This is a genomic window from Chryseobacterium sp. PCH239, from assembly GCF_018924625.1.
In the GTDB taxonomy this organism is placed as follows: Bacteria; Bacteroidota; Bacteroidia; order Flavobacteriales; family Weeksellaceae; genus Chryseobacterium; species Chryseobacterium cucumeris.
Window position 1 is genome coordinate 4,030,795 of the sequence record NZ_CP073027.1, and the last position, 12,461, is coordinate 4,043,255.

Genomic DNA, 12,461 nt, shown 5'->3' on the forward strand with positions numbered 1-12,461 from the left:
TTTAACCTCCAACTTTTGTGATTGATTTAAAAAAAAACAAAAACCATCCTTAAAAAGGATGGTTTGTAGACTCACAGGGATTCGAACCCCAGATGACTGAACCAAAATCAGTAGTGTTACCGCTACACCATGAGTCTCTGTTTGTTTTAGTGGTGCAAATTTACAGCTTTTTTCTTTATATACAAGAACTTTTTGAAATTTTTTTTAAATTTACTGTAGAATTTATTTACGGAAAACATGCTGATAGACTTCAATAATCTCAATATTAATCAATTATCATTCGATACTGAATTTGAAAAGAAAGTAAAAATTTTTCTGGAAGAATGGTTTTCAGAAAAAACAGGAGTAAATGTCCAGACATCTGGTTCTACAGGAGTGCCGAAAATTTTTGAAATTGAAAAAAAGAAAATGGTCAATTCAGCAGTGATGACCTGTAATTTTTTAGGATTAAAAGAAGGAGATACGGCATTGCTTTGCCTGCCTGTAGAATACATTTCCGGTAAAATGATGGTTGTCCGTTCTATAGAAAGAAAATTACAATTAAAAGTTACTGATCCTTCTTTAAAGCCTCTTGAAAATCTGAATGAAGAAGTAGATTTTTGTGCCATGACACCCCTTCAGGTAGAAAACTCACTGGAAAAACTCCATCTGATTAAAAACCTGATCATTGGTGGCGCTGCCGTTTCAGAAAGTCTGAAAAGTAAAATTCTGCAAATGAAGCTTAGCCCATTAAACCGTATTTTTGAAACCTATGGAATGTCTGAAACCCTTTCTCATATTGGTTTGAAACAATTGATGCCTGAGCAGGAAGATTATTTCACCGTTTTTGAAAATGTAGCGATATCTTTAGATGATAGAGGCTGCCTGAAAATTTTTGCACCTAGTGTAAATGCTGAAGAACTGCAAACTAATGACTTAGTTTATATTAAGAATGAAAAACAGTTTAAATTTCTCGGAAGAATTGACAATGTGATTAATTCCGGTGGTGCAAAGATTTTTCCTGAAGCCCTTGAAGCTTTGGTAAAAAAAGAACTCCCGAACGAAGCCATATTTGTAGGGCTGCCGGATGAAAGTTTGGGTCAGAAATTGATATTGATTATAGAAGGAGATGAATCTGATGAGGTGAAAAGGAAAGTTTCAGAAGTACCATTTGAGAAAAATTTCCACAGGCCGAAAGACATAATTTTCATCAGGAAAATTCCGAGAACTCCCAACGGGAAGGTAAACAGATTGGATTTGTATAAAAATTTAAATAGAGATCTCTAGTTGATTCTGGTATCTCAAAATCTTAAAAAAATGAAAGACTTTTCAAAAGAGCTCAGTTTCAAAACTTCACGCAGCAGCGGTGCAGGAGGACAAAACGTCAATAAAGTCGAGACTGCCGTTACCGTACTTTGGAAAGTAGATGCATCAGAATTTTTTAATGAAGACGAAAAAGTATTGATTCAGCTTAAACTGAAAAACAGGATCAATGCAGACGGTTTTTTATTCCTCTCAGTATCTGAAAGCAGAACACAACTGATGAACAAAAATAAAGCCATTGAAAAAATACTTGAAATGGTAAACAAAGCACTCATTGTTCCGAAAAAAAGAACAGCAACCAAGCCTTCAAAAGGGCAGAAACAAAAAAGACTGGATAATAAGAAAAAACTTTCTGACAAAAAAGAAAACAGACGTTTCAGGTTTTAATTGGTTTCTTCTGTAGAAAATTTTATTTTTGCTGAAAACTTTAAAACCATGATAAAAAAATTAATCGTCGCTGGAGTGTTCTCAATCTCCGCCATGTCTTTCGCTCAGAAATTTTCTATCAGACCTTCCGTAGGATACGCATGGAGAACAGCAAAAACAATTTCCGGACTTAGCAAGGAAGAAAAAGACTATATAAAAGGCCTTAAAAACGGACTGAACTTTGATATAGCTGCCCATTATGAGGTAAATAACGGTTTTGGACTTGGGCTAAAATACTCTCATTATAGTGCATCCAGTGACGGGTTTTTGCTTGGCTATGTAAATGGAATGCCTGTATCTGTTCCTGTGACTACAAAGGATAATATTACATTTTTTGGAGTTTCCGGACTTATTTCAAATGATAATTCGACTACCAGACATAAAGTATTTGCAGATATTGCATTGGGAGTACTTTCTTATACTACCAAAACTGGAGATGTAAAAGGCACAGGAAGTACTTTCGGGGCAGAAATTGATTTTGGTTACCGATATCAGATCAGTAAAAATTTCCTTATTGGACCAAAAGTTGGTTTAAGTGGTGGTACTCTGAACAAAATGAAGTTTAACGGAGTAACCTATAAATTTGATGATGACCAAAAAGAAGGTTTACATAGGGTTTCTTTAAGTGCAGCCGCTACATTCCGTTTTTAAGCTGTATCTTTGTTTGAATTAATAATAATTGATAATGACAGCAACAATCTTTTTATCTGCAGAACACCGCCGGCCAGGATTGCTGCTGTCTTTACTTTACCTTCATACAGATTCTTTTCTGAAAAGTTCTAAGGACTTCATTATCTAAGCCCTGTCAGGATCCAAGACAGGGAATCAATCCGGATTTTATATATCACTTTTTTGCAGTTTTCTAGAGAAGAAGGCTGTCATACGTCTGTATTCTACATTGGGTCGTCAGAGAATAACTGCATTTTAATTTAAAAAAATAATGAAAAATGTCCAATCATATTATTGTAACTACCGGAATTTATGATGCTATAAAAGATACACTCAGAAGAAAAAAAGTGAGTATCGGAGAAGAGAAAAGATTAGCTGAAGAGCTCAGAAAGGCAAAACAAGTGCTGAGAAGAGATCTTCCTGCCGATATTGTAACGGTTGAAAGAAAAGTAACATTAAAAGATCATACATTAGATTTTGAGCACGAATATATTTTTGTGGCATCTACCAAAGAAAAGCTAAAAAAAAATAAACATTCCATCCTGTCGGATATTGCGCTTGCAGTAGTAGGGTATAAAGTAGGAGATATTATCAACTGGCCTTTCAAAGACGGAGAAAGAAAAATTGAGATCCTGAAAGTGGAACGCTGGGAAGGATAAATCTCTGTGAATATTATTAAGTTCAATGATAATGAAAGCGTGGCTCAATTTGGGCTGCGCATTTTTTTGAATACTATATGTTATAAGGAGCAAATATTTGATCTGCGGGAATATTTCAATAAAAATTAAACTTCATCCTTGCTGAACATTTAATATTGATCGAAGTTGAATGCTCTTGCGCATTTATGTATCCAACAAAACAGCTTTAGGATTTAACAAATGATAAAAAATACTCCTCTATCACACTTTCTTCAAGTGCTTTGATTACATTCCGTTTTTAAGTTTTATCTTTGCAAAAATTTAAAAAATGAGCAAACCGATAACTGAATTCATAGAAAAGTATTACCTGCACTTCAACGCAGCTGCATTGGTGGATGCTTCTAAAGGATATGTTGCACATCTTAAAGATGGCGGAAAAATGATGATTACTTTGGCAGGAGCAATGTCTACTGCTGAATTAGGGAAGATTCTTGCTGAAATGATCCGTCAGGGAAAAGTAGATTTTATCTCTTGTACAGGTGCTAACCTTGAAGAAGATTTAATGAATCTTGTAGCACACTCTCACTATGAAAGAGTTCCTCATTATAGAGATTTAACAGCTCAGGATGAGTGGGATCTTTTGGAAAGAGGTCTTAACAGAGTTACAGATACTTGTATCCCTGAAGAAGAAGCTTTCAGAAGATTACAAAAACATATCGTAGAAATCTGGAAAGATGCAGAAGCTAAAGGAGAAAGATATTTTCCTCACGAATTCATGTACAAAATGATCCTTTCAGGAGTATTGGAGCAGTACTATGAAATTCCTAGAGAAAACTCCTGGATGATTGCAGCTGCAGAAGCTAACTTACCAATCGTAGTTCCGGGATGGGAAGATTCTACAATGGGTAATATCTTCGCTTCTTACTGTATCAAAGGAGAGCTTAAAGCTACTACAATGAAATCAGGAATCGAATATATGACTTACCTTGCTGACTGGTATACTAAAAACTCAGGAGGAAAAGGAGTTGGATTCTTCCAGATTGGTGGAGGTATTGCAGGTGATTTCCCAATTTGTGTAGTTCCGATGTTGTATCAGGATATGGAAATGCATGACATTCCTTTCTGGTCTTATTTCTGCCAGATTTCTGACTCTACTACATCTTACGGTTCATATTCAGGAGCTGTTCCAAATGAAAAAATCACTTGGGGTAAACTGGATATCGCTACACCGAAATTTATCGTTGAAAGTGATGCTACCATCTGTGCACCATTGATGTTCTCTTATATCTTAGAAAACGCTTAAGAATAAACATCTCCTAAGAGATTACAATATCAGCGCTTCAATTTATTGGAGCGCTTTTTTATTTTAGAAGTGAAACATATATATGTTTTAAAAACTAAAAACAATTAAGATTATTTGTGGAAATCTGTGGAATCTGCATAAAAATAAGTCAATCTAATGAATTCACCAGTACAAAATAACGATACGCCAGAATTCCCTTTTCCATCTTAGTCAGATGATTAGGATCTTTATGACTCAGTTTTGGAAGAACTTTTTTATTAACTGCATTCAACAGCCTGAAAAATGATTTTTTCATATCTTTATCTTTTAATGAAACATCATCGAGTTTGATAGAATTCAAAAATGATGCAAAAATATAGAAAACAAATATGGACGAGATTTTTAAACAACAGGTCTACGAAGTGGCAAGACTTATTCCCAAAGGAAGAATATCCACTTATGGCGCTATAGCAAAGGCTGTTGGCTACCCTAATCATTCCAGACATGTAGGAAAAGCTATGGGAGGATGTCCGAAGGATGTTCCAGCTCACCGGGTAATTTCCAGTTCAGGAGTTCTGTCTGTTCCGGAATTTCAGTCTAAGCTGGAAGCTGAAGGGATCACTGTGGAAAATCTCAGAATAAAAAATTTCAAAAAACTGTTCTGGGATCCATTGGAGGAATTGTAATTTGATGAAATTTAATCTCATTATAAAAAAATGTCACTCCATACATTAATATGAAGTGACATCAATATTTTCTACAGTTTGAAACTGTATTATTTTCTTCCTCTTGGGAGACCTTTCAGTTCTTCTTTCAGTCTTTCATTTTCCTCTTTTAACAGAGCAATATAGTTTTGTAGATTTTCAATGATAGCTCCCGGAATATTATCATAATTATTCTGGTTAGTAATTACTCCCGCAGAAGATGATCTGTCATTAAATACAGGATGATCATTATTGATAATTACTGCAGGTTCGTCCTCTTCATAAATGTCCTCAAATGGTACATCCAGAAAACGGGCAAGTTTGTCCCATTCATCTTTTACAATTCTTACATCACCGCTTTCTTTTCTGCTATAATTGGAAACATCTGTTGCGATAAAGTCAGCTACCTGTTGCTGAGTATAGCCTTTTTGCTTTCTGATGACGCGTAATTTTTCTTTTTGCATGACCGACATTTTATACAAAAATGGCAAAAAAGCAGAAGCTATACAATAGAAAGTAGAAAAAAATATGTGATAAAGAATAAGATTAACGATAAAAGGAAACCAGACTTAAAAAGACCAATATTATCTGATGTAATTGTTGAAAATTTTCTTAGTGCTAGCCGTTTATTTCACAATAACTTCCGATTGATTAAAGATTATGGAAGAGTTGGTATTTAAACCTTATAGGTTTCTAAATCCAATAAGTTTTGGATTAGCAGCACACAATTTTGTCAAAAACAAAATCCTTACGTCCTAAAATATTTAGTATTCAAAAAAACAGCACCCTTGCGTTTTTCCAATCTTTCTTCAGATAAAAAAAGACTGCTTCAAAATGAAACAGTCTCTTGTAAATTATTTTTCAAGTTGCTTATAGCTTCTCTGTATAAAATCTGTCAGGTCTTTTCCTTTCAGTAAGTTTTGTGAAAGCTTGGCAAGATCCAGAGCATATTTGATTAAACTTTCCTTCTCTTCAGCATTCTCAGTCTTTAAGATCTGACTGGAAAGCTCACTGTTTGAGTTCACCACAAGATTGTACATCTCCGGGAACCCTCCCATTCCGAACATACCGCCTCCGCCTGTAGCCTGCATTTCCTTCATTCTTCTCATGAATTCAGGCTGGGTAATAGTGAACGGAGCATCATTGCTGTCAAGATCTTCAAGCTGTACCGTAAATTTTGAATCCTGAATAGCTTCTTCTACATTCTTTTTCAATGATTCTTTTTCCGTTTCATTCAATTTTGAAATTACCGGCTCGTCTTTTTTGATAAGGTTATTAACATGATCAGCATCTACTCTTGCAAACGAAATATTTTCTTTTGAAGTTTCCAGTTTCTGAATCACATGCGAAATAATAGGAGAATCTAATAACAGAACTTCATATCCTTTATCTCTCGCAGACTGGATGTAGCTATGCTGTTCGTCTGCATTGGTAGCGTACAGTACAACCAGTTTGTTATCCTTATCGGTTTGGCTAGGTTTGATTTTCTCTACCAATTCATCCCAAAGGAAATATTTGCCATCTGTGGTAGGATACAATGTGAATTTGTCTGCCTTTTCAGCAAATTTTTCTTCAGTAACGATTCCATATTCAATAACTACCTTGATGTCGTTCCATTTTTGTTCATAATCTTCACGGTTTTCGTTAATCAGAGAAGCCATTTTATCGGCTACTTTTTTCGTGATGTAAGATGAAATTTTCTTTACAGCACCGTCTGCCTGAAGATAAGAACGGGAAACGTTCAATGGGATATCCGGAGAATCAATTACACCTCTCAGCAACATCAGGAAGTCTGGAACAATCCCTTTTACTTCATCCGTTACAAATACCTGGTTTTGATATAATTGAATTTTATCCTTATCAATATTCAAATTGTTGCTCAGTTTCGGGAAGAATAAAATTCCGGTAAGGTTGAAAGGGTAATCAACATTCAGGTGGATGTTGAATAAGGGTTCTTCAAACTGCATTGGGTACAGTTCATGATAGAACTTCATATAATCCTCGTTGGTCAGTTCACTTGGAGCGATGGTCCATGCCGGAATCGGATTGTTAATGATATTGTCTACCTCTTCTGTTTCAGCCACAGCATCTTCAGGAGCATCTTCAGGTAATGGAAGTGTATGGGTTTTAGTCCCGAATTTAATCGGAACAGGCATAAACTTGTTATATTTTAATAACAATTCACGGATTTTTGCTTCTTCTAAAAATTCTACAGAATCTTCTGCAATATGAAGAATGATTTCCGTTCCTCTGTCTGTTTTATCTGTTGTTTCTTCAAGAGTAAATTCCGGGCTTCCATCGCAGATCCAACGTACTGCCGGTTCATCTTTGTAAGACTTTGTAAGAATTTCTACCTTTTCTGCCACCATAAATGCAGAGTAAAATCCAAGACCAAAATGTCCGATAATCCCCGAATCTTTAGCAGAATCTTTATATTTTTCAAGGAACTCTTCAGCACCTGAGAAAGCAACCTGGTTGATATATTTTTCAACTTCTTCAGCCGTCATACCAATTCCCTGGTCGATGATACGTAGAGTTTTCTGGTCTTTATCAATTTTAACTTCAAGTTTTGGATTTCCATATTCCACTTTTGCTTCCCCAATGCTTGTTAAATGCTTCAGTTTTAGAGTAGCATCCGTTGCGTTAGAGATTAATTCTCTTAAGAATATTTCGTGGTCACTGTAAAGAAATTTTTTAATAAGCGGGAAAATGTTTTCCACAGATACATTAATATTTCCTTTAGTCATCATATTTTATAATTTTTAATTTTCAAATATTTCTCAAAAAAAATACCATCCGGAGGAATGTGACAGATTGACATTTTTTCCAATTTATAGCCCAATAGGGATATCCTATGGATTTTTCAAAGAAATACCTTATTTTTAATTCTTAAAATATTTTAAAAATGAAGTTGAAATGTACAGTTTTTATTCTGCTCATCATGACTTGTTTCGTGTATGCGCAGAAAAAGCCTTTAGACCATTCTGTTTATGACAGTTGGCAAAATATCGGCTCGAGAAAAATCTCAAATGATGGTAAATGGGTTGCCTATTCTGTGGATGCTCAGGAAGGAAATTCTATCCTTTCTTTATTTTCTGTAAAAAATAAAACAACAAAGAAGTTTGAAAGAGCTACAAAAGTAGATTTTACCAATGATTCCAGGTTTGCTGTGTTTCAAATCAGACCTCAGTATAAAGATATAAAAGCGGTAAAAGATAAAAAACTGAAGAAAAATAAATTAACGAAAGACAGTCTGGCTATTGTTGATTTCGTCAATGATAAAACAGAGAAAATTCCTAATGTAAAGGGATTTAAAATTCCCGAAAAAGCGGGTTCTTATGTTGCTTACCTTTTGGAAAATATAAAAGACAAATCTTCGGATGATGCTTCTGATAAAGAAGATGGAGACGAAAATAAAGACGAAGACAAAAATGTAAAACCTTTACAGCTTGTAGTACGAAATCTATTGGATGGAAAAAGTACAACCTATGATAATGTTGTACGCTACGAGTTCAGTAAAAATGGAAAGCAGCTTGTTTTTGTGACAAAAAAACCAGACGAAAAAAAGGATAAAAAAGAAGGAAGAGAATCAACAGATGAAAAATCTGCAGATAAAAAAGATACTGATAAATCAAAGCCGAAGAAATATGCATTGCAAACCGTACAGGTAGTAGATCTGCAAAAAGGAACTGTAAATAAAATTTCTGAAATGGAAGGTGACTTTTCCCAGTTATCTTTTGACGAAGATGGAAATCAGTTGGCCTATGTAGGTACTTCTTCTGCACAGAATGATTTGGTGAAATTGTATCAGTTGTATTACTTTAATTTTAAAGGAAACAAAAAAGAAATTGTCACCAATGAGAATGCTCAGATGAAAAAGAATTGGGTGATTTCTGAAAATCGATTACCCCTATTCAGTAAAAATGGAAAACAGCTGTATTTTGGTGTTGCTCCAAAACCTGTTGCAAAAGATACGGCATTGATTGCGAATGACCATGCTGTAGTAGATGTCTGGAACTATAGAGATGACTATTTGCAAACAGTACAGCTAAAAGAATTAAAAAATGATCTGAAGAAATCATATGCAGCAGTAATGCAAACAGAAAAACCGGATTTCTTCAGAAATATTGATGGTGAAGACTTAGATACTTTACGATTGGTGAATGAAGGAAATGCAGAATTTGCATTGGGAATTACCAGTATCAACAACCGGATTTCTTCACAATGGGAAGGGGCAACAAAGAAAACGTATTTTCTGATCGATAATAAAACGGGAGACAGAACCGAAATTATTCAAAACCTGAATGGAACAGCAGCTGTATCTCCGCTTGGTAAATTTGTTGTGATCTTTGACAGAGAAAAAGGGAAATGGTTGAGCTATAATGTGAAGACAAAACAAACCCTGCCATTGAATACAGGCCTACCTGTTTCCTTCGTTGATGAAGAATTTGATATGCCGGATTTTCCAAATTCTTACGGGATTGCATCCTGGACAGATAATGATGAATCTGTAATTATCAGAGACCGTTATGATCTTTGGGAATTTTTCCTGGATGGTTCAAAAAAGCCAAGAAATATTACCAATGGAGTTGGACGTAAGAATAAAATAACATTCGATACTTACGATTTGGATAAAGATATTAAAAGCTTAAACCGAAAATCGACTATTTATTTATCAGCGTTTGATAATACAACTAAGGCGAACGGTATTTTTAAAACATCCATTCAGAAGAATTCTGATCCTGTAAAAATTCAGATGGAAAATGTCTGGGGATACAGAACCCTTCAAAAAGCAAAAAATGCTGAGGAATATATTTTGGTAAAAGAATCGTACACAGATTCTCCCAATATTTTTGCAACATCAGATTTCTCAGAACAACAAAAACTAAGCAATACTAATCCTCAGCAAAATCAATATAACTGGGGAACAGATGAATTGGTAAACTGGACAACACCAAAAGGAAATACTTCCACAGGAGTTTTATACAAGCCGGAAGATTTCAATCCAAATAAAAAATATCCGATGATTGTTTATTTCTACGAAAAACTTTCGGACAATCTGAACCGTTATGTTGCACCAGCTCCCACACCTTCAAGATTAAATATTTCTTATTTTGTGAGCAACGGATATCTGGTTTTCACACCTGATATTTCATATACAGATGGTTTTCCTGGAGAATCTGCGATGGAATACATTAATTCAGGAGTTGAAAAGCTAAAGCAAAATTCCTGGGTAGATGGTACTAAAATCGGAATACAGGGACAAAGCTGGGGAGGTTATCAGGTAGCCTATCTTATTGCTCACACCAATATGTATGCGGCTGCATGGAGTGGGGCTCCTGTTGTTAACATGACTTCTGCCTATGGAGGAATCCGATGGACTTCAGGAATGAACAGACAGTTCCAGTATGAGAAATCACAAAGCAGATTGGGCAAAAACTTATGGGAAGCACCGGATCTTTATATTAAAAATTCACCGCTTTTTACCATTGATAAAGTTCAGACTCCGGTAGTTATTATGAGTAATGATAAAGATGGAGCTGTGCCATGGTATCAGGGGATTGAAATGTTTACCGCACTACGCCGTCTCGGAAAACCGGTATGGCTTCTGAATTATAATGGTGATGATCATAACCTTATGAAACGCCAGAACAGAAAAGATATTCAAATCCGGGAACAGCAGTTTTTTGATTACTATCTTAAAGGTGCTAAAGCTCCGGTCTGGATGACAAAAGGAATCCCGGCAACCCAAAAAGGAAAAGATTGGGGATTTGAGCTTACAGATGATAAACCTAATTAATAAAATTCCGGCGGAGCCAAAGGCTCCGCCGGAATTTTTTATTCTCAAAACAATAAAGAGCACACTGACACAATGGCATTTTTTTTATGTTGGGTCTGTTGAGCACTTTTATTATATTTACCGCCAATTATAAATAACAGTATGGGAATCTTTGATTTTTTTAAGAAGAAAAATAACAGTCAGGAAAATGTAAGTACTCCGGTTCAGGAAATGGAAATGCCGGAAGAAAAAGTAGTAGAGGAAGTGGTGGAAGAAGTTGTGCAAACAATACCGGAAGTCTCTTCGCAGCCGGTAGAAGAACCGAAAGTAAATGAAGAATATGAAAAAATCAGGATTTATAATGATTATATCGTGTATTCTATTGCCCTTCAGCTAAGAGGAGAGTATACGCCTATTTCTGCTTTTGAAAAAGAAAACGGGGAGGTAGAAGGTTTTGCCTATATGGTTACTGAAGATGCTTATGCACTTTCTCCACAACAGGCGATTGCACAAATGGAAGAAAAGTTCGAAAGTGAACTTCAGGAAGGAAAGATTAAATCTTATGTAATCCTGTATCATTCTCAGTTTGATCATAACGGTAATCACACTCCGGCCATTCAGGAAGGGGAGTTCAAGGGAATTTCACTTGCGTATCACTTTGCGGGTGATGAAAAGAAGAAAACAGGGTTGCCTTATATTTTCGAAAACCAGAATATTACTTACAAAGGTTTTGCAGAGTTTTCTCATGAAGAAAATAATGCAATCATGAATCATCAGTTGATTGAGGGACAAAATTATTTCCAGAATACAGAAGGAATTGCAGCTCCTGAAATGACGAATGAAGCAGGAATCATCATCAGAAAATCGAACGTTCATAACATGATGAATACATGGAGTGGAATTTTTGGTCATCAGAATTTCCAGACTAAAGATTACGGTCAGTATCTGAATGCTATTCTTACACAGTCTGAATCTTCTGATCCACCAGTGGATATTAAGAGCAAAACAGAATTTGATGGGGTAACATTTAAAACTACTTTAACGGAGGAATTAAGCATTATCATTCCGGAAGTTACAACGGATTATACATTGGATTTTGAAACAAGATCAATCAGGGAATGGGAAAATGCCTTGAATTTACAGGCGATTGTAGCAGGACCTGCCAGAGAAACCTTTGGTGTTTGGTTCTTTGCGACAGATTATGCTGAAAACAAAAATACCTACATGACACAGCCTCATCTGAAGGTAAATATCAGTGGAATTGTTTTCATCCTTGATATTCATACCAATACAGATTTACCTGACGGGACGAAAATGAGTGAAGATTTCACAACCTATGCACCAAGTCAGGATCTTCCTAATTATGCATGTTTTGATTTTATTGGTCAGGTGGTAGACTTTAAGGAAACTGAATTGCTTGAAGATAGAAGTGTTAAAGGATATATTTTGAAGTTGAAGCTGATCACCAATGAAGAGAATGAAGATTTCTTCACCATTGATGCTTTTGTGAACAAAGAGAACATGAGAATGGAAACGCTTACAAAAGGAATGAAGGTTACCGGAGCCCTTCAGCTTCAGGGTAAAATTGCTGGATAATTTTAAAAAAGATGAAATTCAAGAGGTTGTTCTACGGAATAACCTCTTTTTTATTTTCTGATCCT

At 35.4% G+C, this 12,461-nt stretch carries 11 protein-coding genes and 1 tRNA gene; 8 read left to right on the forward strand and 4 right to left on the reverse strand.

The window, feature by feature from the left end; all coding sequences use genetic code 11:
- Positions 1-66: 66 nt before the first annotated feature.
- Positions 67-137: transfer RNA gene (locus KBP46_RS18595), tRNA-Gln, on the reverse strand.
- A gap of 100 nt (positions 138-237) precedes the next feature.
- Between KBP46_RS18595 and KBP46_RS18600 the strand changes: the two genes are divergently transcribed.
- The 5 genes from KBP46_RS18600 (at position 238) to KBP46_RS18620 (ending at position 4,338) form a co-directional block, all read left to right on the forward strand.
- The gene (locus tag KBP46_RS18600; RefSeq protein WP_216443873.1) at positions 238-1,266 is read left to right on the forward strand and encodes an AMP-binding protein; all 1,029 of its coding nucleotides are present in this window, start codon (positions 238-240) and stop codon (positions 1,264-1,266) included.
- Positions 1,267-1,296: 30 nt separating this feature from the next.
- On the forward strand, positions 1,297-1,689 hold the full coding sequence (arfB, locus tag KBP46_RS18605; RefSeq protein WP_120232933.1) for an alternative ribosome rescue aminoacyl-tRNA hydrolase ArfB: 393 nt from the start codon (positions 1,297-1,299) through the stop codon (positions 1,687-1,689).
- Positions 1,690-1,737: 48 nt separating this feature from the next.
- On the forward strand, positions 1,738-2,379 hold the full coding sequence (locus KBP46_RS18610) for an outer membrane beta-barrel protein (protein WP_216443874.1): 642 nt from the start codon (positions 1,738-1,740) through the stop codon (positions 2,377-2,379).
- A 296-nt stretch (positions 2,380-2,675) separates the two neighbouring features.
- Positions 2,676-3,056: a GreA/GreB family elongation factor gene (locus tag KBP46_RS18615; RefSeq protein WP_123279149.1), complete on the forward strand. Its 381-nt coding sequence runs from the start codon at positions 2,676-2,678 to the stop codon at positions 3,054-3,056.
- 307 nt (positions 3,057-3,363) lie between these two features.
- A complete protein-coding gene (locus tag KBP46_RS18620; protein ID WP_216443875.1) occupies positions 3,364-4,338 on the forward strand; it encodes a deoxyhypusine synthase family protein in 975 nt (324 codons plus the stop codon).
- 148 nt (positions 4,339-4,486) lie between these two features.
- On the opposite strand, the gene KBP46_RS18625 is transcribed toward KBP46_RS18620, so the two are convergent.
- The gene (locus KBP46_RS18625) at positions 4,487-4,633 is read right to left on the reverse strand and encodes a hypothetical protein (protein ID WP_183037440.1); all 147 of its coding nucleotides are present in this window, start codon (positions 4,631-4,633) and stop codon (positions 4,487-4,489) included.
- Between the two features lie 73 nt (positions 4,634-4,706).
- Between KBP46_RS18625 and KBP46_RS18630 the strand changes: the two genes are divergently transcribed.
- The gene (locus tag KBP46_RS18630) at positions 4,707-5,003 is read left to right on the forward strand and encodes an MGMT family protein (RefSeq protein WP_062676292.1); all 297 of its coding nucleotides are present in this window, start codon (positions 4,707-4,709) and stop codon (positions 5,001-5,003) included.
- Between the two features lie 89 nt (positions 5,004-5,092).
- On the opposite strand, the gene KBP46_RS18635 is transcribed toward KBP46_RS18630, so the two are convergent.
- Positions 5,093-5,485, reverse strand: a complete 393-nt coding sequence (locus KBP46_RS18635) for a helix-turn-helix transcriptional regulator (RefSeq protein ID WP_216443876.1) — start codon at positions 5,483-5,485, stop codon at positions 5,093-5,095.
- Positions 5,486-5,875: 390 nt separating this feature from the next.
- Positions 5,876-7,768: a molecular chaperone HtpG gene (htpG, locus tag KBP46_RS18640; RefSeq protein ID WP_216445503.1), complete on the reverse strand. Its 1,893-nt coding sequence runs from the start codon at positions 7,766-7,768 to the stop codon at positions 5,876-5,878.
- Positions 7,769-7,926: 158 nt separating this feature from the next.
- On the opposite strand from htpG, the gene KBP46_RS18645 reads away from it, so the two are divergent.
- Positions 7,927-10,821 (forward strand): prolyl oligopeptidase family serine peptidase, encoded by a 2,895-nt coding sequence (locus tag KBP46_RS18645; protein WP_216443877.1) that lies wholly within the window; start codon positions 7,927-7,929, stop codon positions 10,819-10,821.
- A 141-nt stretch (positions 10,822-10,962) separates the two neighbouring features.
- The gene (locus KBP46_RS18650) at positions 10,963-12,396 is read left to right on the forward strand and encodes a hypothetical protein (protein WP_216443878.1); all 1,434 of its coding nucleotides are present in this window, start codon (positions 10,963-10,965) and stop codon (positions 12,394-12,396) included.
- The last annotated feature ends 65 nt before the right edge of the window (positions 12,397-12,461 follow it).

Bases quoted from the DNA above. Each gene is read 5' to 3' on its own strand.
- KBP46_RS18645 (WP_216443877.1), top strand. From the start codon at position 7,927: ATGAAGTTGAAATGTACAGTTTTTATTCTGCTCATCATGACTTGTTTC.
- htpG (WP_216445503.1), bottom strand. From the start codon at position 7,768: ATGACTAAAGGAAATATTAATGTATCTGTGGAAAACATTTTCCCGCTT.
- KBP46_RS18615 (WP_123279149.1), top strand. From the start codon at position 2,676: ATGTCCAATCATATTATTGTAACTACCGGAATTTATGATGCTATAAAA.
- arfB (WP_120232933.1), top strand. From the start codon at position 1,297: ATGAAAGACTTTTCAAAAGAGCTCAGTTTCAAAACTTCACGCAGCAGC.
- KBP46_RS18600 (WP_216443873.1), top strand. From the start codon at position 238: ATGCTGATAGACTTCAATAATCTCAATATTAATCAATTATCATTCGAT.
- KBP46_RS18620 (WP_216443875.1), top strand. From the start codon at position 3,364: ATGAGCAAACCGATAACTGAATTCATAGAAAAGTATTACCTGCACTTC.
- KBP46_RS18630 (WP_062676292.1), top strand. From the start codon at position 4,707: ATGGACGAGATTTTTAAACAACAGGTCTACGAAGTGGCAAGACTTATT.
- KBP46_RS18625 (WP_183037440.1), bottom strand. From the start codon at position 4,633: ATGAAAAAATCATTTTTCAGGCTGTTGAATGCAGTTAATAAAAAAGTT.
- KBP46_RS18650 (WP_216443878.1), top strand. From the start codon at position 10,963: ATGGGAATCTTTGATTTTTTTAAGAAGAAAAATAACAGTCAGGAAAAT.
- KBP46_RS18610 (WP_216443874.1), top strand. From the start codon at position 1,738: ATGATAAAAAAATTAATCGTCGCTGGAGTGTTCTCAATCTCCGCCATG.
- KBP46_RS18635 (WP_216443876.1), bottom strand. From the start codon at position 5,485: ATGCAAAAAGAAAAATTACGCGTCATCAGAAAGCAAAAAGGCTATACT.